Origin of the sequence: Caldicellulosiruptor changbaiensis (genome assembly GCF_003999255.1) — a bacterium.
In the GTDB taxonomy this organism is placed as follows: Bacteria; Bacillota; Thermoanaerobacteria; order Caldicellulosiruptorales; family Caldicellulosiruptoraceae; genus Caldicellulosiruptor; species Caldicellulosiruptor changbaiensis.
This window is the reverse complement of the sequence record NZ_CP034791.1, coordinates 2,623,680-2,648,456: the sequence shown is the minus strand read 5'-3', so window position 1 is coordinate 2,648,456 and position 24,777 is coordinate 2,623,680. Positions and strand designations below refer to the sequence as shown.

The 24,777-nt window shown below is 35.2% G+C and carries 13 protein-coding genes and 2 pseudogenes; 13 read left to right on the top strand and 2 right to left on the bottom strand.

Annotated elements, in window-relative coordinates:
• The first annotated feature begins 14 nt into the window (after nt 1-14).
• The 13 genes from ELD05_RS12740 to ELD05_RS12680 all read left to right on the top strand — a co-directional run bounded on the left by ELD05_RS12740 (nt 15) and on the right by ELD05_RS12680 (nt 22,334).
• Nucleotides 15-2,213 carry a DUF5696 domain-containing protein gene (locus tag ELD05_RS12740; protein ID WP_127352722.1) on the top strand — a complete coding sequence of 733 codons (2,199 nt, stop codon included), beginning with the start codon at nt 15-17 and terminating at the stop codon, nt 2,211-2,213.
• A gap of 15 nt (nt 2,214-2,228) precedes the next feature.
• A complete protein-coding gene (locus tag ELD05_RS12735) occupies nt 2,229-3,149 on the top strand; it encodes a carbohydrate ABC transporter permease (protein ID WP_127352721.1) in 921 nt (306 codons plus the stop codon).
• A gap of 44 nt (nt 3,150-3,193) precedes the next feature.
• A complete protein-coding gene (locus ELD05_RS12730; RefSeq protein ID WP_127352720.1) occupies nt 3,194-4,213 on the top strand; it encodes a carbohydrate ABC transporter permease in 1,020 nt (339 codons plus the stop codon).
• 75 nt (nt 4,214-4,288) lie between these two features.
• On the top strand, nt 4,289-6,073 hold the full coding sequence (locus tag ELD05_RS12725) for an ABC transporter substrate-binding protein (RefSeq protein WP_127352719.1): 1,785 nt from the start codon (nt 4,289-4,291) through the stop codon (nt 6,071-6,073).
• 80 nt (nt 6,074-6,153) lie between these two features.
• Nucleotides 6,154-10,197: a family 43 glycosylhydrolase gene (locus ELD05_RS12720; protein WP_127352718.1), complete on the top strand. Its 4,044-nt coding sequence runs from the start codon at nt 6,154-6,156 to the stop codon at nt 10,195-10,197.
• A 16-nt stretch (nt 10,198-10,213) separates the two neighbouring features.
• Nucleotides 10,214-12,316, top strand: a complete 2,103-nt coding sequence (locus tag ELD05_RS12715) for an endo-1,4-beta-xylanase (protein ID WP_127352717.1) — start codon at nt 10,214-10,216, stop codon at nt 12,314-12,316.
• A 38-nt stretch (nt 12,317-12,354) separates the two neighbouring features.
• Nucleotides 12,355-13,860, top strand: a complete 1,506-nt coding sequence (locus tag ELD05_RS12710) for a GH39 family glycosyl hydrolase (protein WP_127352716.1) — start codon at nt 12,355-12,357, stop codon at nt 13,858-13,860.
• Nucleotides 13,861-13,914: 54 nt separating this feature from the next.
• A complete protein-coding gene (locus ELD05_RS12705; protein WP_127352994.1) occupies nt 13,915-14,910 on the top strand; it encodes an endo-1,4-beta-xylanase in 996 nt (331 codons plus the stop codon).
• Between the two features lie 33 nt (nt 14,911-14,943).
• Nucleotides 14,944-15,744: an alpha/beta hydrolase gene (locus ELD05_RS12700; RefSeq protein ID WP_127352715.1), complete on the top strand. Its 801-nt coding sequence runs from the start codon at nt 14,944-14,946 to the stop codon at nt 15,742-15,744.
• Nucleotides 15,745-15,913: 169 nt separating this feature from the next.
• Complete coding sequence (locus tag ELD05_RS12695) at nt 15,914-17,542, top strand: ABC transporter substrate-binding protein (RefSeq protein WP_241243509.1); 1,629 nt, start codon at nt 15,914-15,916, stop codon at nt 17,540-17,542.
• A 128-nt stretch (nt 17,543-17,670) separates the two neighbouring features.
• Nucleotides 17,671-18,954 carry an endo-1,4-beta-xylanase gene (locus tag ELD05_RS12690; protein ID WP_127352713.1) on the top strand — a complete coding sequence of 428 codons (1,284 nt, stop codon included), beginning with the start codon at nt 17,671-17,673 and terminating at the stop codon, nt 18,952-18,954.
• Between the two features lie 33 nt (nt 18,955-18,987).
• Nucleotides 18,988-20,439 carry a GH39 family glycosyl hydrolase gene (locus tag ELD05_RS12685; protein WP_127352712.1) on the top strand — a complete coding sequence of 484 codons (1,452 nt, stop codon included), beginning with the start codon at nt 18,988-18,990 and terminating at the stop codon, nt 20,437-20,439.
• A 170-nt stretch (nt 20,440-20,609) separates the two neighbouring features.
• Nucleotides 20,610-22,334, top strand: a complete 1,725-nt coding sequence (locus ELD05_RS12680) for a peptidoglycan DD-metalloendopeptidase family protein (protein ID WP_127352711.1) — start codon at nt 20,610-20,612, stop codon at nt 22,332-22,334.
• A gap of 540 nt (nt 22,335-22,874) precedes the next feature.
• Here ELD05_RS12680 and ELD05_RS12675 read toward each other — a convergent pair.
• A pseudogene (locus tag ELD05_RS12675) lies at nt 22,875-23,123 on the bottom strand (flavodoxin family protein); the annotation flags it as partial.
• Nucleotides 23,107-24,652 (bottom strand): annotated as a pseudogene (locus tag ELD05_RS12670) (IS200/IS605 family accessory protein TnpB-related protein). The pseudogenes ELD05_RS12670 and ELD05_RS12675, both read right to left, overlap by 17 nt.
• Nucleotides 24,653-24,777: the final 125 nt, after the last annotated feature.

Genomic DNA, 24,777 nt, shown 5'->3' with positions numbered 1-24,777 from the left:
AGGAGGCATTTAAATTGATTTTGCATAGAAGACTTAAAATTATCTTAAATATATCAATTAGTGTTTTAGTTCTTCTGGGGTACGTGCAATTTTCTCAATTTGCTTTGGCAAATAATATAACTTACAAAAAAATGGCATCTAACAACAGATTTGAATTGTATGTAAATGAAAAATATGGATATATTAAAGTACTTGACAAAAAGACAAACACAGTTTGGCTAAGCAATCCAGAAAACTGGCGTGATGATCCTATTGCGGCAGGTAGTATGCGAACCCAACTTGCTTCGCAGATGGTTTTAAAGTATGCATTCATGGAATCTTACACTGTGCAAACAGTAAACAGTTATGCTGGGTCTGCCATGAAAAAGGGATTAAAAATTAAAAAGATAAAAGACGGATTTGTTGCGACATATACTTTCAGAAAAGAAGGGTTTATAATACCCATTTCAGTTACCATAAATAGTGACTATATCAATGTTGACATTTTGGTAAACCAAATAAAAGAACTGAAAAAAGACAAATATAGATTAGTTTCAATCCAGCTTCTACCTTTTTTCGGTGCAGGAAGCATTAAAGAAAGTGGATATATAGTTGTTCCAGACGGGTGTGGTGCTGTTATAAACTTTAATAACAAGAAGGGCAACGAAGAATATTCACAGCGTGTTTATGGTCCTGATTATGCCTTGGTTCGAGAACATAATGTTTATGTGACACAGTATGCAAGACTTCCAGTCTTTGGCTTGAAAAAGGGGAATGTGGGATATTTAGCAGTGATAACTGAAGGTGATTCAAAATCAATCATAAATGCGTATACAAGTGGTTCAAGAACCTCATACAATCAAGTTTTTAGTGAATTTATTGTAAGAGAGCAAGATAGTATAACCTTTAAAGAAAAGCAATGGAATGAAGAGACATTTAATATATTTGAAAATAACATACCCTCGCAGACAAAATATTCGATAAGATATTATTTACTCGATAAAGACAAGTCTGATTATGTTGCAATGGCAGAAAAATATAGGGAGTATTTGATAAAAGAAAAAGGGCTCAAGAAAAATAATCAGGATCAATTACCAATTTATATTGAACTCTATGGCGGGGTCAAGAAAATTAAATATATTGTAGGGGTGCCAAGAAATATAACAATTCCATTGACAACTTTTAAGGATGCTCAAGAAATTGTCAAGAAGGTCAAGAATCTGGGGATTAAAGATGTAGTTGTAAAATACACAGGGTGGTACAATAACGGTGTTTTCTACAATTTGCCAGTAAATTTAGATCCTGAAGGTGTTTTGGGTGGTAGAAATGATCTTCAAAAAATGCTGAACTACTTTTCACAAAATAGAACGAAGGTATACTTTGATGTAGATTTTGTAACCTTCAGAAAAGGTTCATTATTTTACCCGATAAATGTGGTTGCAACAAAGTCAATGAAAAAAGTTCCTACAAAGCTTATAAGATATTCACCTGCAACGTGCTATCCAGACGACGATTATCCAGTATTGTTTATGTTATCTCCTAATTATGTTGGTAGATTTGTCAAAAGTGCTATTCCTAATAAACTTAATTTTACAAAAAATATCTCTATTTCATCAATTTCAAAGATGCTATATTCAGACTTTGGAACAAGACAAATAAACAGGTTACAGACAGAAAAGATATTTGAACAAATTGTTGGGTATATAAAAAATAGACATTATAATTTGTTGCTTACAGAACCAAATGGTTATCTTATTACAAACGCAAGTGAAATTGTTGATATTCCCATTTACAGTAGCAAATTTGCAATAGAAGATTATGAAATACCATTTTATCAGATGGTACTGCGTGGTTATATTCCATATTCAACACCATCAGTCAATGACTATTCAAACGAATGGCTTTGGAAGCTGAAAGTATTGGAAAGTGGTTCATATATAAAGTTTACTTGGACTGCTCGAAATGAAGATGAATTAAAAGAAACCATATGCGATTATTTGTATTCATCAAATTACAAGTTATGGCTTGATGATTTGAAAAAGGTCTACAAAGAACTTTATCCAGTTTTAAGTAAAATCAAGAACAAGAAATTTTTAGAACACAGATTATTAAAAGAGGGATTAGTACTTGTAAAATTTGAAGGTGGGACGGAGATAATAATTAACTATACATCAACAGACCAAAGGGTATATAATACAGTGGTTAAAGCAAGAAACTTCAAAGTGATAGAATAAGAGGTGAATTGATTAATGATTAAAACAAATCCTTTTAAACAAATTTTTAGAAGAAAACTAACATTGAAACAGAAAGAGGCAATGTATGGTCGATTGTTTGTTCTTCCATGGGTGATTGGATTGATTGTCTTTTTCATAATACCATTTGTAAATTCGGTCTACTATACATTTCAGAAGTTAAGTTTAGGAGACCAAGGATTGGAGTTTTCATTCATTGGTTGGGAAAACTATATATACGCGTTCACAAAAGACCCGAATTATGTCAAAAATCTTACATCTTCAATTACCAGTATGTTATATGAAGTGCCAATTGTAATAGTATTTAGCATATTTGTTGCTTACCTACTAAAGGATGAATTCAAGGGAAGAACTTTTGCAAGAACAATATTTTTCTTTCCTGTGATAATTGCTTCTGGGGTTGTAATAACGGTACTAAAGGAAAATGTTTTAGGTGGAAGTACTTCTAACATGGTTGCCTCATCTACAACAATTTTTAAGGCAGAAAATTTAAGGGCTGTGTTAATAAATGCAGGTATACCCCGATGGTTTAGCATGTATGTCGTAGATATCGTAAATAAAATATTCGATTTAACCTGGAGATCAGGGGTACAGATTCTCTTGATATTGGCAGCATTGCATAACATACCGAAGAGCTTTTATGAAGTTGCAATAATTGAAGGTGCAACAGAGTGGGAGAAGTTTTGGAAAATAACATTTCCAATGATATCCCCCACAGTGTATGTAGCAATCATATATTCAATCATTGATTATTTCACCGATTATGGCAATCAAGTAATGAGAATGGTTGTAGATGAAGCAAATAAAGGACGGTTTGAATATAGTACTACCATTGCTATCATATATTTCTTAGTGGTTATGGTTATTATACTGATAGTTAACAGAGTAATTGGAAAACGAGTGGTATATTTGACGTAATGGTTTTTCAAAAAAATTGAATTTAAAGTGAGGCGAACTGAGTTATGAAAAGTGTAAAAAGTTTAAGTATGTCATATATTGGTAAAAGATTAAATGTAAATGAGGTTACAAAATCAGTAGCTAAGAAACGTTTATTCATTGTGCTAAAAAAAGTATTTCTCTATGCATTTGTAATATGTATGAGCTACATACTACTTTACCCAATATTGTTTCTAATTAGTAATGCACTGAGGTCGAAGGAAGACTTGTTTGATCCGAGTGTTATTTGGATACCCAAACATATTACATTCTCCAACTTTGAATATGCTAATGTACTTCTATCATATCCAACAGCAATAAAAAATACACTGCTTATGCTCATACCATCAGTTATTATTCAAACTTTTATATGTATGATGGTGGGATATGGGTTTGCGAGATTTAGATTTGCAGAAAGAGAAATACTTTTTACTATATTATTATTTACTATTGTAGTACCGTTACAGACGATAATTGTTCCGCTGTACGTAAAATTCAGATACTTTGATTTTCTTTACATCGGGAAGCTTTTGGGTTTTATAACTGGTAAGCCGCTTACAGTAAATCTTTTAGATACCCCTTGGCCATTTTACATTTTAAATCTTTTCGGAATGGGTATAAGATCAAGCTTGTACATCTTTGTATTCAGGCAATTTTTCAGAAATATGCCTGTTGAGTTAGAAGAAGCAGCAAAAATTGACGGGTGTGGCCCATTTTCAACCTTTATTAGAATAATGGTTCCGAATGCAACAGGTGCAATAATTACGGTTATGCTTTTTTCAATAGTTTGGCATTGGAACGATTATTATGTTTCAGCTATGTTTTATAATGAAAACCTTCCGATTTCAGTTATGCTAACTGTTTTAAATAACAGGATGAGTATGATACAAGATGCGTATAACTTCTCTTCTGAGGACATATATTTAATGGGCTCTACTGTCTTAGAAGCTGGGTGTTTGATGGTAATTTTGCCGCTTATAGTGATATATATAATAGGGCAGAGGTACTTTACAGAGAGTATCGAGAGAACGGGTATTGTTGGTTAAAAGAGGTTTTAATTCCCTCTAAATTAAGGGGGAATTAAAATACATCAATATAATAAACAAAGGGAGGTTGATATTATGCTAAAATCAAAAATTTTCAAAAAACTTGTTTCTATTGTACTTATCGTTTGCTTAATTACTTCAGTTGCTGTAGTCATTAGCAACACAACCCAAAAGGCAGAAGCATCATCTAAATTAGGTGACATTTCTTTCCTAAGACCTGGTTTTTCTAAAGAGAGTCTTAAAAGCACAGACCTTTTCAACAAAGCAGTTACAAAAGCAATAGAAGATTACCAAAAGAAGTATGGTGGAAAAGTTAACATCGTATACTCAGATTGGAACAACTGGCAAAACAAAATAATAGCAAGAATGGCTGCTGGCGATCCAATTGACGTCATATTCGGTTCAGTTGGTACTTTCCCATCTCATTTTACACGAGGTCTTGTACAACCGCTTGATAAATATGTTGACTTAAAAGCACCATACATTAATAAAAGAGCAATGGATTATGCATTTAAGTACAATGGTCATTACTACTTGGCATCTCAAAAAGGTTCAAATGTGCCATGGTTAGTTATATATAATAAGGATTTAATGTTAGAAGAAGGTATAGATGAGGAAGAAATGCCACTTGCGCTTTACAAAAGAGGAAAATGGAATTGGGATACATTTGCTGCACTGGCAAAAAAATTAACTGCGGACACCAATAAAGATGGAAAAATTGATAGATATGGAGTTAACTTCTGGGCGGCTACTGCTCTGGTATATTCAAATGGTGTTGCATTTGTTTCGGTCGACAAAACAGGAAAAGGAAAGTTAAATTTTGACAATGCTGCACTGCAGAGAGCATTGAATTTTTACAAGAAGGGTGCCAAAGAAGGATGGCTTGCACGTGACTGGGATATAACAGTTTCTGGTCTTAAAAAGAGACAGACCGTAATGCTTGTTGCACCACAGTATAAATTTGACCAGGATAAAAGAGAAGTTGAAGATGAACTTGAAGCAGCTCCATTGCCATTAGGGCCTGACAATAAGGCTGGTTTGTATCCGTTTGATGCCGATGGGTATGGTATCATGAAGGGTTCAAAGAATCCTATTGGTGCAGGGAAATTTATCAATTTACTGTTAGAAAGCGTTCAGAAAAATCATGATGATGTCAATGCAAAGAATAGGCCAAAGTATCTTGTAGATTTTGTAAATAAGCTTGCTCAAAAGTCTTTCTATCCAGCATTAGGAGAAGGCTTAATGGGAATGCCACATTGGGATATATTTGGAAGAGTTGATAGTTCAGATTCAGTTGCATCAGCATTGTCAAGCTTAAGACCACAAATTGAGAAGAATATAAAAGATGCACAATCCGGAAGAGTAGAAGTTGTATACAAACCGTTTAAGCCATTTACAACTAATTTTGAAGATGGAAAGAACAACTTTAAGTTGTTAGATACTTCAAAGAAAACTGTTAAACTTTCAGTTGTATCAGGAAAAGAAGCAATAAAAGGCAAGTCATTAAAAGTTACATGGGATCAGTCAAAAGATGGAAAAGAGATTTATGTTGTAACCGATCCAGCAAAGATAAAGATATACGGTTGGCACGATTACAAGATCAGCTTTGAGGTCAAAGTATTAAAAGCAGTGTCTGCAGGTAAGACGACAATATCCTGCACAATACTCAGCGAACCAAAGTCTGGTGCAAAGTCGTACGGTAATATTTCAAAAACAATCGATAGAGGTCAGACAGTATACAAAGTAGAAGGAAATATTACAAATATTCCAGACAACTCACAGAAGATGTGCTTGAGAATTGGTATAACAGAAGGTGGAGACTTTGTAATTGACAACATAAAGGTTGAAGAGATTGAGTAGTGATTTTGGAGATTTAAGGCATGCTCCACTTTTTGGAGCATGCCTTAAATTCAATTAATTCAGATAAGGGGTTAAATAAAATGGCAAATAAATTATTAAGATGGATTAAAAAGATTATATTACCTGCTACATTAGTCATATGCTTAATTTTATCTGCATTTGTGAATTTTCAAATCAATAAAGCATATAGTTCATCTAACCAACAGGGAGGTTCAAAATTGCTACAAAATAATACAATTGCCTCTAACCCAATAATCTTAGCCGATATTCCTGACCCTGATATCATCAGAGTGGGAAATGACTACTACATGGTTAGTACAACTATGCATATGACTCCAGGAGTGCCTATAATGCACTCAACAGACCTTGTTAATTGGAGAATCATAGGCTATGTTTATGACAGATTAGAAGACAATGATGCGCATAATTTAAAAAATGGGATGAATATTTATGGCAAAGGACAATGGGCACCGTGTATTCGCTACTACAAAGGAAAGTTTTATGTTTTATTTGGAGCATTAGATACTGGTAAGACATATCTCTTTAGTTCAAAAAATATTACAGGTCCTTGGGAAAGAGTTGAATTTAACGAATATTTACATGACCCTTCTCTTTTGTTTGATGATAACGGCAAAGCCTACATAATCTATGGTGGCTCGGAGATAAGAGTTAAGGAACTCACGCCTGATTTGAAAGCGATCAACCCTAAGGGAATAAACAAGGTTATAATAAAATCAAAAATAGATGGGTTGGAAGAAGGGTCACATGCATATAAGATAAATGGCAAATATTACATAACAACAATTCGATGGAAAAAGGGTGGAATAAGAGAAGAGTGTGTATACAGAGCCGACAAGATTGATGGTCCATACGAGGGAAGAGTTGTACTTAGTGATACTTTAGGTTATAAGAACAACGGAGTTGCCCAGGGTGGATTAATTGATACACCGGACGGAAAATGGTACGCAATGCTATTTCAAGACCATGATGCTGTCGGACGTGTTCCTGTTCTTGTACCTGTAAGGTGGGAAAATGGATGGCCAGTATTTGGCGACGAAAAAGGGAAAGTACCACTCAAATTTGTGAAGCCTGGGCAGAGCAGCTTTGAGACAGAAGTAGTAAAAAGCGATGAATTTTATCAAGAAAAAGCTGAATCTAATCCAAGAAGATTTGAGGTTATCAGAAATGCGGAGATAACAAAGGATGTTGAATTGGTCATTAATAATAATTTTGCCAGAGGCACAATTGGGTGGAAAGGCAGAGAAGGAGCAAAGCTTGAGGTTGTAAGGGAAGGCAGCAAGAATATAATCCACGTGTATAATAGAACTGGTCCCAGGTCTGGCATTCAACAGAATTTAACAGGTAGAGTAGAAAAAGGGAAAAAGTATAATGCAGTGTTTAGAGTCAAATATGTTAAAGGTCCTGATACAAAAGAGTTCATTTTAGCTGCGAAAATAACGTCGAACGGGAAGGAAAGCTATCAGGAGCTTATAAAAGGTTTTGCAAATAAAAATGAATGGACATCCATATCTGGAACATTTACAATTAGCCAAGATATAGAAACCGTTTACTTATTTATACAAACTCCTGTAACTGAAAAACCAGATAAAAATAAGGATTTGATAGATTACTACGTAGAATATGTTTCGATAAAAGAGGTTTTGGTTACACAAAAAGAATCAGAAGAAGTAGCACCAAATGGTTCTGTATTGGATTTGACATGGCAGTGGAACCATAATCCAGATAATTCAAAGTGGTCTTTATTAGAAAGAAAAGGTTTTCTTAGATTAAAAACATGCAATGTAGTAAGTGATATACAACAAGCACGGAATACACTTACTCAGCGAACTCTTGGACCAAAATGTTCTGGATGGATATTGATGGATGTAAGAAATATGAAAGATGGTGATTATGCTGGACTTGCTGCGTTTCAAAAAGAGTATGGCTTTATTGGCGTAAAAAAACAAGGTAAAGAATTTTACATTGTAATGGTCGAAAAAGGCAAAGAAGTAGAAAGCACAAAACTTCAACAGTTAATGGTTTATTTGAAAATAGACTTTGACTTTGAAATTGATAAAGCATATTTTTACTACAGTTATGACGGAATAAATTGGATAAAATTTGGTTCAGATTTAGCAATGCGTTATACAATCCCGCACTTTATGGGTTATAGATTTGCAATATTCAATTTTGCTACTAAACAAACTGGCGGTTATGTAGATATCGATTTCTTTAAATTTTCAAGCAAGCTCACAGGGGAAAAAACTGAAGAGGATTTGAAAGCCTATCTTAAGGAAGATATCATTGAACTTAGTAATGACATCGATAAAAACTATGAATTAACAGTTTCGCTAAATAGCTTACCAAAGGGCAAGAAGATGACACAAATCAAAATACTTCTGAAATTCCCTAAGGAGCTTGATGTTCTTGAGGCTCTTGTTGCTGATAAGCGGATTAAAAATGCAGTTGTTTTAGTTGAGAAGAAAAGAAGTGATCAAGCATTAATAAATATTAAGAATATTGATACTGAGGCATTAGACAGTGACAATAGATGGATAGATTTAGTTAATATTAAATTAAAGCAAAGAGAGAAATTAACAGAATCTTTTTGTGATGAGATTAGAATTCAATCATTAACTGTAAATTGTGAAAAAGAAAAGATCAACTATAGGAGTGAAAGTGCAGTGACGAAGGTAAAATTTGTAGCACCGAAAAACCCTATTGGGAAAATTCCCACAAATGCAAATCCGTTAATAGCTCACAAGTTTGGCGCTGACCCTGCAGTTTTAGTCTATAAGGATAGGGTTTATATATATCTTACTAATGATATTTTAGAATATGATGATAATGGCAACATTAAGGATAACACATATAGCAAAATAAACAAAATTACCATAATCTCTTCGGATGACCTTGTTAACTGGACAGACCATGGAGAGATTGAAGTAGCCGGTCCAAACGGTATTGCTAAATGGGCAACTCAATCGTGGGCACCGAGCATAGCTTACAAGAAGATAAATGGAAAAGATAAGTTTTTCCTTTATTTTGCTAATAATGCAAGTGGTATAGGAGTTTTAACATCAGACACTCCAGTAGGTCCTTGGGTGGATCCTATCGGAAAACCTTTGATTTCAAGGTCAACACCAGGTGTTGAAGGAGTTGTATGGCTGTTTGATCCTGCAGTCTTAGTAGATGATGATGGCAAGGCATATATTTATTTTGGTGGAGGAGTTCCACAGGGCCAGGATGCTATGCCAAACACTGCACGTGTTATGCAGCTTGGCAGTGATATGATAAGCGTTGTTGGCAGTGCTGTTACTATTCCAGCACCCTTCATGTTTGAAGACTCCGGGATAAACAAGATTGGCAATACCTATTACTATTCCTACTGTACAAACTTCTACAGCGGAGCAAGACCGCAAGGCAGTCCGCCTGCTGGTGTAATTGCATACATGACAAGCAAAAGTCCAATGGGACCGTGGGAATACAAGGGGGTTATACTTAAAAATCCTGGCAACTTCTTTGGAGTTGGTGGCAATAACCATCACCAGTTGTTTGAATTCAATGGCAAGTGGTATATAGCATACCATGCACAGACCCTTGCAAAGGATATGGGGGTTGCGAAAGGTTACAGGTCACCGCATATAAACCAGGTGGAGATTGAAAACGGTACAATAAAAGAAGTAATTGCCGACTACAGAGGAATAGCTCAGGTGAAGAATTTTGATCCATACAGAATGGTTGAGGCAGAGACATTTGCATGGTGTGCAGGAATTTCAACAAAGAAAGCAAATGGGAGCAATGATATGTGTTTAACAGGTATAGACAGTGGAGACTGGATTGCGCTTTCTAAGGTTGACTTTGGAAGTGTAGGTCCGCAGAAATTTGAGGCGATGGTTTCTAACATCAACGGGAAAGGCTATATAGAAATCAAGATAGACTCGGTTGATGGCAGAACAATTGCAGTTGCGGAGGTTCTGCCACAAAATAGTTCTACTTCGCAGTGGGTCAAAATAGAAGCAAAGGTTGAAAATGTAACAGGTGCACATGATTTGTATTTTGTGTTCAAAGGAGAAAAAGAAAGCAACTTGTTTGATATGGATTGCTGGAGATTTGTAAAGTAAAAGGAGGACCAGAAGTATGGGAAAAAGTGCGTATAAGATTGTGATACCTTTGACTGTGGCTGTTGTTCTTATCATATCAAGTGTCTTTTCACTAATATACCCGGTGATACCAGGCGCAATAGCTCAGACAGCGTCTGTGACAACAGTAAATTTTGAAGGCAAAGATACATTCACTTTCTTTGCATATGGCAATGCCAAAATAGCAACAGAACAAAGTTCAGCGATAGAAGGGAAAAAGAGCATCAAGGTTACAAACAGAAAATCCATATGGGACAGCCTCGCAATAGACGTAAAGGATGTCTTGAAAAGAGGCAAGACATGGGTGATATCAAGTTATATAAAGCACGAAGGCAAAAACCCAATAGCATTTTCCATAACGGCTTTGTATGATGACGGCAAGGGTTTAAAATACATTCAGCTTGGCGAAAAAATAATAATGCCAAACAAGTGGGAAAAAATTGCTGCAAAATGGAACCCAAGACTGAAAAACCTGGTAAATCTGATAATTGCAATTCATCCAACAATTGATAAAACAACCGTGTATAGTGTGGACAATATTCAGATAATGACCGAGGAAACTTATCTATCACAGGCTATAATATATAAGGACACATTTGAAAATAATACTACTAACTGGCAGCCAAGAGGAGAGGGTGTAAAAATAAAATTAGATACCTCAAAGTATCATGAAGGAAATAAGAGCCTTTATATATCTGGTCGCACAGCCTTCTGGCATGGAGCTAAGATTCCAATTATCAAATATGTTGTTCCCGGTAAGCGTTACAAATTCAGTATCTGGGTATATCATACATCAATGGATTTAAAAAGGTTTTCGATTTTGGTTCAGAGAAAAATGGCTGATGAAGCACAATACAGGTATGACTGGATAACTTCAAGCGAAGTTGCGGGTGATAGTTGGGTTGAAATAAGTGGAAGTTATGTTGTGCCCAATAATGGCAAAATTGAGGAACTTGATTTTTATATTGAATCCCAAGACCCAACATTATCTTTCTGGATTGACGACTTTACTATATCCGACCTCTTGAAACTGCAAGAGCCAAATTACAATCTTCCGTCTTTAAAAGAAAAGTATAAAGATGATTTTAAAGTAGGTGTTGCTATTGGGTATGGTGAATTGACAAATAGTGTTGACACACAGTTTATTAAAAGACATTTCAATAGCATTACACCTGGTAATGAGATGAAACCGGAAAGCCTTCTTAGAGGGCCTGACAAATATGATTTTACAATAGCAGATGCTTTTGTTGAGTTTGCAACTAAGAATAACATCAGTATTCGCGGACACACACTTGTGTGGCATAACCAAACCCCAGACTGGTTTTTCAAAGATTCCAACGGGAACTTTTTGAAAAAGGATGAGCTTTTAAAGAGGTTGAAAAAGCATATATACACAGTTGTTGGAAGATATAAAGGCAAGATATATGCATGGGATGTTGTGAACGAAGCTATAGATGAAACTCAGCCAGATGGGTATAGAAGGTCGAACTGGTACAAAATTTGTGGTCCAGAGTATATCGAAAAAGCATTTATATGGGCGCATGAGGCAGACCCTAAAGCCAAGCTTTTTTACAATGATTACAACACCGAGGTACCCCAGAAGAGGATGTTTATATACAACATGATCAAAAAAATGAGGTCTAAAGGTATTCCTATTCACGGTGTAGGGCTTCAGTGTCATATAAATGTCGACAGTCCGTCTGTTGAAGAAATTGAAGAAACAATAAAACTGTTCAGTACAATTCCGGGGCTTGAGATTCAGATTACAGAGCTTGACATGAGCTTTTATCAATGGGGTTCTTCTGTTTACTATGTTGAACCGTCCAGAGAGATGCTGCTAAGGCAAGCAAAGAAGTATTATGAACTGTTTAATCTATTTAAAAAATACAAAAAAATAATCAAGAGTGTTACATTCTGGGGGCTCAAAGATGACTATTCATGGCTCAGGGGAGTTTTCAACAAGCCAGATTTTCCGCTTTTGTTTGATGAATATTATGATGGCAAACCAGCTTTCTGGGCACTGATAGATTACTCAGTAGTACCACAAAATATAAATCTGCCTGCACCACCGGCTATTCCTAAATTGAATACGAAGAAATAACCCAAAGGTCAGAATATGATTGAATGGGGGAAGGTATAGTGACGAATATAAAGATTGAGAAAGGCAAGCAAATAGGCATATTTCCAGATAAATGGAAGTTTTGTGTTGGTAGCGGTCGAATAGGTCTGGCATTGCAAAAGGAGTATATAGATGCTCTTTCATATGTGAAAAAACACATAGATTTTAAATATATAAGAGCTCATGGGCTGCTGCATGATGATGTAGGTATTTACCGTGAAGATATAATTGATGGCAATGAAGTTCCATTTTACAATTTCACGTATATTGACAGAATATATGACTCATTTTTAGAACTTGGCATACGACCGTTTGTTGAAATTGGGTTCATGCCATCAAAACTTGCATCTGGTACTCAGACAGTATTTTACTGGAGGGGTAATGTTACCCCTCCTAAGGACTATGGTAAGTGGGAAAAGTTAATCAAAAGTGTTGTAAAGCATTTTATAGACAGATATGGCGAAAAAGAGGTTATTCAGTGGCCATTTGAAATCTGGAACGAACCTAATTTGAATGTATTCTGGAAGGATGCAAACCAGGCAGAATACTTCAAATTATATGAAGTTACAGCAAAAGCCATAAAAGAAGTAAATGAGAATATAAAAGTGGGTGGACCGGCAATCTGTGGCGGTTCCGATTATTGGATTGATGATTTTTTGCACTTTTGCTACAAGAATAAAGTACCGGTAGATTTTTTAACACGACATGCGTACACAGGTAAGCCTCCACAGTACACACCACATTTTGTATACCAGGATGTGCATCCAATTGAATATATGCTAAGCGAGTTTAAAAATGTCAGAGAAAAGGTAAGGAATTCGCCGTTTCCGGACCTTCCGATACACATAACCGAATTCAACAGTTCGTACCATCCGCTGTGTCCGATACATGATACACCATTTAATGCTGCGTATTTGGCAAGAGTACTGAGTGAAGCTGGTGATTACGTGGATTCTTTTTCGTATTGGACATTTAGCGATGTGTTCGAGGAAGCAGATGTTCCAAGGGCAATCTTTCATGGAGGTTTTGGCCTTGTTGCATTTAATAATATTCCAAAACCAGTCTTTCACATGTTTACGTTCTTTAATGCTATGGGAAACAAGATACTCTATAGAGATGAACATATATTAATAACGGAGAGAGAAAATGGTACAATTGCCATAGTTGCATGGAATGAAGTTATGAAAAAAGAGGAAGCAACTGATAAAAAATATAAGATAGAAATACCTGTAGATTATAATGATGTATTTATAAAGCAAAAACTAATAGACGAAGAAAACGGGAATCCATGGCGTACTTGGATCCAAATGGGCAGACCTAGGTATCCCACCAAAGAACAAATAGAAACATTAAGAGAGGTAGCAAAGCCTAAAATAAGTACATTTAGAATGATGGCAGAAAATGGTTATATTACCCTTGAATTTACGCTAAGTAAAAATGCTGTGGTGCTTTTTGAGATAAGCAAGGTTGTAGATGAATCAGATACTTATATAGGACTTGACGATAGTAAAATACCAGGTTATTAGTTGCTTTATAAAATAAAAGGAATGAGGTGTTTAATTGTGGGCGAAAATTTAGAGATGCTAAACTTATCATTAGCAAAAACATACAAAGATTACTTTAAAATAGGTGCTGCAGTAACTGCGAAAGATTTAGAAGGAGTTCATAGGGAAATTCTTTTGAAGCATTTCAATAGTCTCACACCAGAAAATGCTATGAAGTTTGAAAATATTCATCCAGAAGAGCAGAGGTATAATTTTGAAGAGGTTGACAGGATAAGAAACTTTGCAATAGAGAATAACATGAAGATGAGAGGACATACATTTGTCTGGCATAATCAAACTCCAGGGTGGGTGTTTTTAGATAAGAATGGGGAAGAAGCCTCAAAAGAGTTAGTTATTGAAAGGTTAAGAGAGCATATAAAAACTTTGTGTGAGAGATACAAGGATGTAGTATATGCGTGGGATGTGGTGAACGAAGCAGTAGAAGATAAAACAGAAAAGCTTTTGCGAGAATCAAACTGGAGAAAAATTATTGGAGATGATTATATTAAAATTGCTTTTGAGATAGCAAGAGAATATGCAGGAGATGCAAAGTTATTTTATAACGATTATAACAATGAAATGCCTTATAAATTAGAAAAAACCTACAAAGTTCTAAAAGAGCTTTTAGAAAGAGGTACTCCAATAGATGGAATTGGTATACAAGCACACTGGAATATATGGGATAAAAATCTTGTTAGTAATTTAAAAAAGGCTATAGAAGTATATGCTTCCTTAGGTTTAGAAATTCATATTACAGAACTTGACATTTCAGTATTTGAGTTTGAAGATAGGAGAACTGACTTGTTTGAACCAACCCCGGAAATGCTTGAACTACAAGCAAAAGTATATGAAGATGTATTTGCGGTTTTTCGAGAATATAAAGATGTAATAACTTCTGTTACATTATGGGGTATTAGCGACAGACACACATGGAAAGATAACTTTCCTGTAAAGGGTCGAAAAGATTGGCCTCTCTTATTCGATGTAAATGGAAAACCAAAAGAAGCCTTGTACAGGATATTAAGATTTTAAAGATTTTTTAACGAAGAAAGGGGTTCTTTTAATATGGCTATCATGCAAATCAACTTTTATTCAAAGATGTTGAAGAAGAACACAACAATTTTGGCTATTTTACCCGTAGATAAACCAGATAAGAAGTTCCAGAAAGATGTTGATAGTGAAAATTTGAAAACCTTATATCTTTTGCATGGTTATGCTGGTAACTACATGGATTGGTTGTGTGGAGCCCGAATTGTTGAATTATCAATGCGATATAATGTTGCTGTGTTTCTCCCATCAGGTGAAAATAGTTTTTATTTAGATGATGAAGAAAAGGAAGAATATTTTGGTGAATTTGTAGGAAATGAAATTATAGAATTTACAAGAAACGTTTTTCCTATTCCTCAAAAAAGAGAAAAAACTTTTATTGGCGGTTTATCAATGGGAGGTTACGGTGCTCTTAGAAATGGGCTTAAATATAATAAGAATTTTGCAGGTATAATAGCTTTATCATCAGCACTAATAATTCATAAGATTGCAGGCATTCCTAAGGATTATAGAAATGCTTATGCAAGTTATAACTATTATAGACGAGTATTTGGAGACCTAAACTCTTTAATAGGTAGCGATAAAGACATAAATGCCTTAGTTACTAAGCTAAAACAAGAAAAGGGTAGTATTCCAAAAATATACATGGCATGTGGCAAGGATGACTTTTTGGTTCAAGAAAACAGAGATTTATTTAATTTTTTGAAAAATGAAGGTATAGACGTGATTTATGAGGAAGACGAAGGTGGACATGATTGGGATTTTTGGAACAAACATATTAAAAAAGCTTTCGAGTGGCTAAATAAGCTTTCTAATTAAATTGTCATATATACCTTAGCATAAAAATGGAGGTGAATTAATGTGTTTGAATATTTCAAGTGAAAAAAGAAAGAGAAAATAAAGAAGTTTTTGTAATATTTAGAAATATTAAATAAAGGAGGTTATTAATTTGATGAGGAAAAAACGTCTTTTTGCAGTTGTAATAGTAATGACATTTTTGATTTCTTCAGTTATAGGCATAAACTTAATAAATTCAAAAGATGTTCAAGCTCGGAGTGTATCGAAAACTGTAAAGGTTTTTACTTTTTACAATGGTAACACAAACGATGAGCCACATCCAAATCTTTTCGATACACCTATTGGTAAGGAAATTACAAAGCTTACAGGGGTGAAGCTTAAAATTGAATATGCAACTGGTCAGGATGAGGCTACAAAAATTGGTTTAATACTTGCATCAGGTGATTTACCAGATTTAATATATGGTGGGAATGAACATGGAAAATTAATAGAAGCTAAGGTTCTTGTGCCTATCGAAAATTATATTCAAAAATATGGAAAGTATTGCAAACAAATTTACTCTGGCAAAGATTTAAAGAGAATGAAACAACAAGATGGGCATATCTACTTTTTAACCCCGCATAGAAACGAAATTTCACCAGATATAAAACCTGATGGTTTTTGGTTGCCAATTGATTTGCTTGAGAAGGCTAAATGGCCAAAGGTTAGGTATTGGGAAGATTATCTCAAGTTGATAAGAGATTACGTTAAAAAGAACCCTAAAATCGAAGGATATCCTACAATTGGTTTCACATTTATTACTGAGAGTTGGAGATTCTTTACATTAGAAAATCCACCTTCATACCTAATGGGTTACCAAAACGATGGGGATGTTATAGTTGATCCAAAAACTTTCGAAGCTAAGGTGTATTCAACTATGGAAGCTTCAAAAAGATATTACAGAGATTTAAATAAACTATGGCAAGAAGGATTAATAGACAAAGAAGTATTTGTACAGAATTATGATACTTATCTTTCAAAAATTGCTCAAGGTAGAGTAGTTGGGTTTTATGATCAATATTGGCAATTTGGGTACGATGCAGAGGAATCATTAAAAAATGCCAAAAAATACAATAGACTGCATATTTCTTTCCCAGTTGTTTACAGAGGTGTACAACGTGCTAAATATGTGATGAGGTCACCGATAGGTTCGCGCGATGGAATAAGCATTACAAAAAAATGTAAAGATCCGGTTGGTGCATTTAAATTTTTAGATACTTTATGTTCGATGGAAGCTCAAAAACTAATGTATTGGGGAATAAAAGGTGTTGATTATAGTGTTGACAAAAATGGGAAAATGTATTTAACAGATCAACAAAAGAAAAATAGAGAGGACCCACAATATAGGAGGAAGAGAGGACTTGGTTATTGGTGGACATTTCCACATGCATATCTGAAGTTGCAGGATGGAAACTATAGAGAACCTGGTTTTGATCCGGATTACGTATATAAGAACTTTACATCAGCAGAGAAAAAAGTTCTTGATGCTTATAAAGCAAAAACCTTTATGCAACTTCCATTTACAGACCCACCATTAGAAACACCATATGGTTTTGCATGGGAAATCAATATTCCTGCTGAAAGAAAAGATGTTACAATTGCTCAACAAAAAATGAGTGAGGTAAGAAGAAAATATTTGCCAAGACTCGTAATGGCAAAGCCAGGTGAATACGATAAAATATGGAATGAATTTGTTAAGGAATTTGAAAAAACAAACTACAAAGTTTACGAAAAATTTAAGACAGAAATAATTAAGTGGAAAGTAAAAAATTGGAACTAATGTTTCAAAAAACCAAAGAGGAGAAGGCACTAATTCTGCCTTCTCCTGACAAACTTTTTTAAATGTTACGAATAGATGTGGATGCAAATAGAGTTTTTAACTTTTTTTGTTAGGGGAGAAGAAAAATAATGAAAAGAAAGTGGACAAATATCTTGTCCATTGCAGTGTTGAGCATTGCAATGGTTTTCTTTTTTACATCGTGTACTATTCAGTCTGCTGTAGAGCAGAAGAAAACTGTTGAGGAAATCTTGGGCAAAATAGGTGAGAGTGAGGACAAAACAAATTCAAGGGGGCAACCAGCAACAATGAAAGAGAATGAAGTTGAAGATTATGCTTTAAAAGATGTATATAAGGATTATTTCCTGGTTGGAGCGGCAATTAATGGCTATTCTGTTGAAACTGCTGCTATCAATCACTCTGGTATGGCTGCAATTTTAAAGAAACACTTTAACAGTACTACTCTCTCTAATTTGATGAAGCCCCAATACCTTTTAGATTATGAAGCTACAAAAGCAAGTAAAGATGGAATGCCAGTGTGTAAATTTGATAGCTGCATACCTGCTTTACAATTTTATAAGGAATATGGCATAGAAATGAGAGGACATGTGTTAGTATGGCATAATCAGACGCCAGAATGGTTTTTCCTCAAAGACTATGATGTATCGAAACCACTTGTAGATGCTGCTACTATGGAACGCCGGTTGGAAAGTTATATCAAACAGGTAATTGAATTTTGTCAAAAAAATTATCCCAGTGTTGTCTATTGCTGGGATGTTGTTAACGAAGCTATACTTGATGATGGTTCATGGAGAGAAACCAATAATAATTGGTATACCATTATGAAAGAAAAGTATGTGGAAAAGGCATTTTATTATGCAAGAAAATATGCCAAAAAAGATGTTGCCCTGTTTTACAATGATTACAATGTTTTTCTCCCTGCAAAGAGAGAAGCAATCTATAATCTTGCTCAGAAACTTAAAGAAAAAGGATTGATTGACGGGTTGGGTCTTCAACCTACAGTAGGCTTGAATTATCCTGAATTAGATTCTGATGATATAGATTCATTCAAAACGACATTAAAAACATTTGCAAAACTTGGCTTACAAATTCATATTACTGAGTTAAATTTTGAAATAAAGGGAGATGAGAGCAATCGTACTCCTGAAAATCTCAAAAAACAAGCAGATAGGTATTACGAAATGATGAAGTTATTATTGAAGGAAGATACTGATAATGGTGGGCCCTGCAACATAACTTGTGTTACTGTTTTTGGTATCTGTGACGATTATCCTCTATATAAAAATTTTAAACAGTGCATGTATCTTTGGGATAAAAATTGCAATCCTAAACCTTGTTTTTACTCATTTCTCCAAGCAGGTTTAGACTGGAAGGCATCTTTATTAAGCAAATAAGAATGGACAACACTTATGGAGAGGAGGAAAATAATGAAAATAACTATTAATTATGGAAAGAAACTTGAAAAAATAAACAAATTTTGGACAAAATGTGTTGGAAGCTGTCATGCAACAACTGCATTAAGAGAAGACTGGCGAAAGCAATTAAAAAAATGTCGTGATGAACTTGGTTTTGAGTATGTTCGATTTCACGGTTGGTTGAATGATGATATGAGTGTTTGTTTTAGGAATGATGATGGGCTACTTTCATTTTCATTCTTCAACATAGATTCTATAATTGGTTTTCTTTTGGAGATAGGTATGAAACCATTTATTGAACTAAGTTTTATGCCAGAAGCGTTAGCGTCAGGTACAAAAACAGTTTTCCATTACAAAGGAAATATAACACCGCCGAAATCTTATGAAGAATGGGGTCAGCTTATTGAGGAGTTAGCAAGGCATCTTATTAGCAGATATGGGAAAAATGAAGTAAGAGAATGGTTTTTTGAGGTATGGAACGAACCAAATCTAAAGGATTTCTTCTGGGCAGGAACAATGGAAGAATATTTTAAACTTTACAAATATGCAGCTTTTGCAATAAAGAAAGTGGACTCTGAACTAAAGGTTGGTGGACCAGCTACTGCAATCGATGCATGGATACCTGAACTAAAAGATTTTTGTACAAAAAATAGTGTTCCAATAGATTTTATTTCAACACATCAATATCCAACAGATTTAGCATTCAGTACAAGCTCAAATATGGAAGAGGCTATGGCAAAAGCAAAGAGAGGTGAATTAGCAGAGAGGGTAAAAAAGGCTTTAGAAGAAGCATATCCATTGCCTGTTTACTACACTGAATGGAATAACTCTCCAAGTCCTCGAGACCCATATCACGATATACCTTACGATGCAGCTTTTATTGTAAAAACAATAATTGATATTATAGATTTACCACTTGGGTGTTATTCTTATTGGACATTTACAGATATCTTTGAAGAATGTGGACAAAGCTCTTTACCTTTTCATGGGGGATTTGGGCTTCTAAATATTCATGGTATACCAAAACCATCCTATAGAGCATTTCAAATTTTAGATAAACTAAGCGGTGAGAGGATTGAGATAGAGTTTGAAGATAAAAGCCCAACCATTGATTGTATAGCTGTCCAGAATGAGAGAGAAATAGTACTCGTGATCTCAAACCATAATGTTCCACTGTCTCCTATTAATACCGAAAATATAAAAGTTGTTTTAAAAGGTATTAAGGATTGCCATGAAGTTTTTGTGGAGAGAATAGATGAATATAATGCCAATCCAAAAAGAGTATGGCTTGAAATGGGCAGTCCTACGTATCTCAATAGAGAACAGATTGAGGAGTTGATAAAAGCATCAGAACTGAAAAAAGAGAAAGTTTCATGGGGGATTGTGAATAATAATAATGAAGTTACATTTGATTTAAGTGTTTTACCTCACTCAGTTGTGGCTGTTACAATTAAGAATGGTTAATGAAACGTTAAGAGAGTAAAACAATTTTGTATATCTCTTTTAATTTTTACCTTTGACACATCAAACAATCTAAATTAAAATAAAAATATAGTGTTTTGCATACTCAACATAGTATAAATTATATAAGGGTATTATTAATACCCTTTTTGTTTTTGTAAGGGGGTGTTTTTGTGGCAAAGCACACGCCAAAAGGCAAATCAGCTGCCACAGCCGCCGTGCCAGATAAAGAAAAAGCAAGGTTTGTTCCTAAAAATATTCAAGCTGAGATAAAAGAAAAGATTAAAGACACTGGTGAAAAAGTAGCAAAGGCTGAGGGTAAGGACAAAGCACTTTTACAGTTAAAGCTGGAGAGCAACAAAAAGGTTGATAAGAAAAAATTCAAAAAGGATAGAAGTGCTGAGAGGAATAAAACTTCTTCAAATAGATTTTTAAGTTTAGATAAAATTAAATCCCTATATTCAAAAGAGATACATAATAAACTTTCACACATCTTTGAAGATGCAGTTTCTGAGGTTTATAGAATTTTAATGGGGCTAAAGTATATCAAAAAGGCGCCAAATTACACCGAAATAGTTCTGAAGGCAAAGATATTTTCAACCTTGATTTTGATGATTGTAATATTATTTTTAATCAACAAAATGCCTTCTACATACAAAAAAGCGTACGCAGTTGTTTTGAACAATCAGATTGTAGGGTATGTAAAGGACAAGACTGAAGCACAAAACCTTCTTGCCCAGATTAAAAAAGAAGTAGAGGAAAGACACAATACAGACAGTTTCATTTTACAAAGTAAGCTTCAACTAAGGAGCATTGAGCCTGGTCAATATCGTGAGACAAGGGTTGATGAGCTGAAAAATACTATCATAGAAAAGGGAAAGGTCCTTGTAAAAAGGTATGCTATTTTTGTTAATTCAAAACCATATTTTGTATTTGAAAATCCACAAACTCCAAATAACATTCTTAACAAGCTAAAAAAGGTCTACTATAATGACAAGGCATCGCAGGCAAAATTCTTAGAGAAGGTAGAGATAAAACCAGTTTATGTCTCACCAGCTATTAAAGTAGCTGATGAAAACACTGCCTTAACAAAGATTATGTTTGGAAAAGACCAGGTAATAGAATATACAGTCAAGGAAGGAGATACTCTTTGGGATCTGTCAAGAAAATATAATCTTGCAGTGGATGATATATTTGCGTCAAACCCAGGACTTTCAGAGAAAATTATGCCTGGGCAAAAAATAAAACTTACAAAAGCAGCCCCGCTAATAAACGTTATGCTGGAAAAAGAGGTTGAATATGAGGATGTGCTTCCCAAAGAAGTAAAGGTTATAAAATCAGAAAACTACTATACCACCCAGACAATTGTCAAACAAGAAGGTAAAGATGGCAGAGCAAAGATTCGTGCAAAGATTGTCTATATGAATGGGCTTGAATATGACAGGCAGATTATTTCACAGCAGCTTATTCAAAAGCCTGTTGAAAGAATAGTTGTTGTGGGGACTAAAAAACCACCTGCGTACGTTGCAACAGGAAGGTTTTCGTTCCCTGCTTGGGGGACTTTGACATCAAGGTTTGGCTACAGGGGGAGAGAGTTTCACGAAGGAATTGACCTTGCTATGCCATGGGGTTCAAATGTGTATGCAGCAGACGGTGGAGTTGTAGAATTTACAGGATGGTCGGGCGGATATGGAAAACTTGTAATTATAAATCACAAAAATGGGTATCAGACCTATTATGGGCATCTTAGCAGGATTTTAGTATCACCAGGGCAGAAAGTTGCAAAAGGTCAGCTGATTGCAAAGAGTGGTTCAACTGGACGCAGCACAGGTCCGCACCTTCACTTTGAGGTGAGAAAAAATGGTGTTCCTCAAAATCCTCTTAGGTATTTGAGATAAAAAACTAAAAAAGAGGCTGCCCACAAAAAGACAAGAAGGCAGCCTCTTTTTTGTTTAGTCTCCAATTGGTGGGTTAAAAATTTATAAGAAAAGAAAACCTGGGTGTGGGGCGACTGGAACATTTCAATTTCCCAAAAGTGTATGATACACCTCCACGTTCAAAGTTCAAATGTTTGAATGCTTTCTGTCAATGTTTTTATTTTACTGATTACTGCTATGTTGATTTTATAGTAAAGATAATAATCAACCCAATAGTCACTACTTTTATATACCATTTTTAACATATTTTAACTATTCTAAACTGATATACACTTTTATAATTTGGCACCAGGAAAATAATTATTGTTTAAGGGAGGATTAAAAACACCTGAGCTGTACTAAGAAAAACTAAATTGTATTAAACTAATATTAAACGCTTGCCTAACACCAAATTCTGATCAACTAAAACTATACAATATAGTGGTAAATAAAACAAAAAAATTCCTAAATATTGGCATACAGGATTAACACTTTATTTTTTAAGCTATGTAAGTTTTAAGTTTATCTAACAAAGTTAGTAAATATCTTTGATTCTTTTTCAGGCTCTTTTACATTACCTTTCCCATTTTCAACAAGCTTCAAAAGCCAAGCCATGTTCTTTCCAAGTACTCTCATTATCTGAACTCCTTCTTCATCCTGCAGAACTTCGCCAGGCAGCCTTCCATGAATAACATTCCAATAGTTAGACGATACTATTAACATCTCAGCATAGTTCAAATACTGCATGAGCTGGTTAAATGCTGTAACACCAGGTTAACCAAACTGTGCAAAACTGCACAGTAGCCCCTGCCTTTAAGTGGCAGGAACTCGCGCCCTTACAGGTCTTCCCCACTTGCCCTGAAACCAATATCGATTTCAGGACAGACATATCACGCAGTACCCTGTCAGGGGAGAGTGGCGTTACCACCGCTACCCTGAGAACTCGCCAGAGATTGCGGTCATCGCCGCAGGCACCAGAACTTGTTCCATCCAGAGGTTCTGATGCCCTCCCTGACTCACTCCCAGAGCTTTGTATCATACGCATTACATATTCAATCTCCTTAAGCTGTTTTTTCCTCAAGTGTACATTCTCTACTTCTCTGTTCACATACTCTTTTAGTCCTTCTAAACTGCTAATATCAAGTCTACTAAGAAGTTTCATGTAGTTAGCTGGTATCCTCTCTTTGAACCCAAGTCCTCTTCTTGCTATTACATAGGCTGCTGCTATATCCTTGCTTACCATATACTGCGGGGCATACTTCAACATCCCTATCACTGAAGTGTACGCTGGGTCCACTTCTATAACCTCTATCCCTTCACGCTTTGCCCAAAGTTTTACCTTCTCCAAAAGTGCTCTGCTCCCAAAGTAGTGTCTTATCCGCCTCGACTTTCTACCTGAAAAATCTCCTCTTCTGCCCCTGTCCTGTATGTTAAGGTTCTCAATAACTATTGCTTTTTGCTTCTTCTTTGCCATCTGTACTAACATGTGGGCGTACTGCCACCTGTAAAACTCCTTCTTGTCAAAGCTTCCGCTCTCAAGTTCTGGCATTGGTATCTTACCATATTCCAAAAACTGTCCGTTCTTGTCTGTCTCTACCCATGCCACGTACCTGGGATATGCGTTCTTGTCTATCCCTATAACTCCATTTGCTCTCGTTATCTCAGGCCCTGGAAATTCCTCTTTAACGGTAAAATAGGCATATACTGCACCGTTTTTGAGTTTCAGCTCTACAGAGTAGGGTTCACCTGAGGTGCTTATTGCTTGCAAAAGTTGGTTCCTGTCTATGGTACGTCTTATTCTTTATTTTCCACCCGCCTTGTACCCTCGCATATACATACTGTTTCTTCCCTACATTGATTCTGAGCAATGTAGAATCTCCATCTATCTCAATTCTTGTACTAAGGTTTCCTTTCTTGCTTCTCTCTCCTCTTGAGTAAAGATTGCCTTTTCTTCTTTCATACCATTCCAGTTTTAGCTTTTTATATGCTTCCCCGTTTATATGGCGTCTTTGGAATTTTTCAAACAGCTCTCTGCCACCAAATATGACTTTCTTCGGATTTTCCTCTCTCTCTTTACAGGATTTTATAAGACTCTCTGCTTTCATCACTGCATCCGACACATATCTCGCGTTCAAGTTAAAAATCTTTTGCAGTTGCTTTTTGAGTTCATTTTTCTCATGCCCTTCCAAAAGTCTGTTATACGCATATCTCATGCAGGCTGACCATCTTCTCATAAGGTCCAATACTTTCCTCTTGTCTTCATTTCTATCAAATACCAGCTTAGCTTGAATGGTTCTCATTTTTGCCAGCACCTCTATTTTCTAATATCCTGGCATCTCTTAACCTTTTTGCTCATTTTTCGCATTCATCACTTTCTGATTAAAATTATACCATTTTTCATCGTTATCCCCAACTGTTGACTACC

What these genes read in the sequence shown, in the direction of transcription:
- ELD05_RS12735 (WP_127352721.1), top strand. Translation starts at nt 2,229, where the DNA reads ATGATTAAAACAAATCCTTTTAAACAAATTTTTAGAAGAAAACTAACA.
- ELD05_RS12730 (WP_127352720.1), top strand. Translation starts at nt 3,194, where the DNA reads ATGAAAAGTGTAAAAAGTTTAAGTATGTCATATATTGGTAAAAGATTA.
- ELD05_RS12725 (WP_127352719.1), top strand. Translation starts at nt 4,289, where the DNA reads ATGCTAAAATCAAAAATTTTCAAAAAACTTGTTTCTATTGTACTTATC.
- ELD05_RS12720 (WP_127352718.1), top strand. Translation starts at nt 6,154, where the DNA reads ATGGCAAATAAATTATTAAGATGGATTAAAAAGATTATATTACCTGCT.
- ELD05_RS12715 (WP_127352717.1), top strand. Translation starts at nt 10,214, where the DNA reads ATGGGAAAAAGTGCGTATAAGATTGTGATACCTTTGACTGTGGCTGTT.
- ELD05_RS12705 (WP_127352994.1), top strand. Translation starts at nt 13,915, where the DNA reads ATGCTAAACTTATCATTAGCAAAAACATACAAAGATTACTTTAAAATA.
- ELD05_RS12700 (WP_127352715.1), top strand. Translation starts at nt 14,944, where the DNA reads ATGGCTATCATGCAAATCAACTTTTATTCAAAGATGTTGAAGAAGAAC.
- ELD05_RS12695 (WP_241243509.1), top strand. Translation starts at nt 15,914, where the DNA reads ATGACATTTTTGATTTCTTCAGTTATAGGCATAAACTTAATAAATTCA.
- ELD05_RS12690 (WP_127352713.1), top strand. Translation starts at nt 17,671, where the DNA reads ATGAAAAGAAAGTGGACAAATATCTTGTCCATTGCAGTGTTGAGCATT.
- ELD05_RS12685 (WP_127352712.1), top strand. Translation starts at nt 18,988, where the DNA reads ATGAAAATAACTATTAATTATGGAAAGAAACTTGAAAAAATAAACAAA.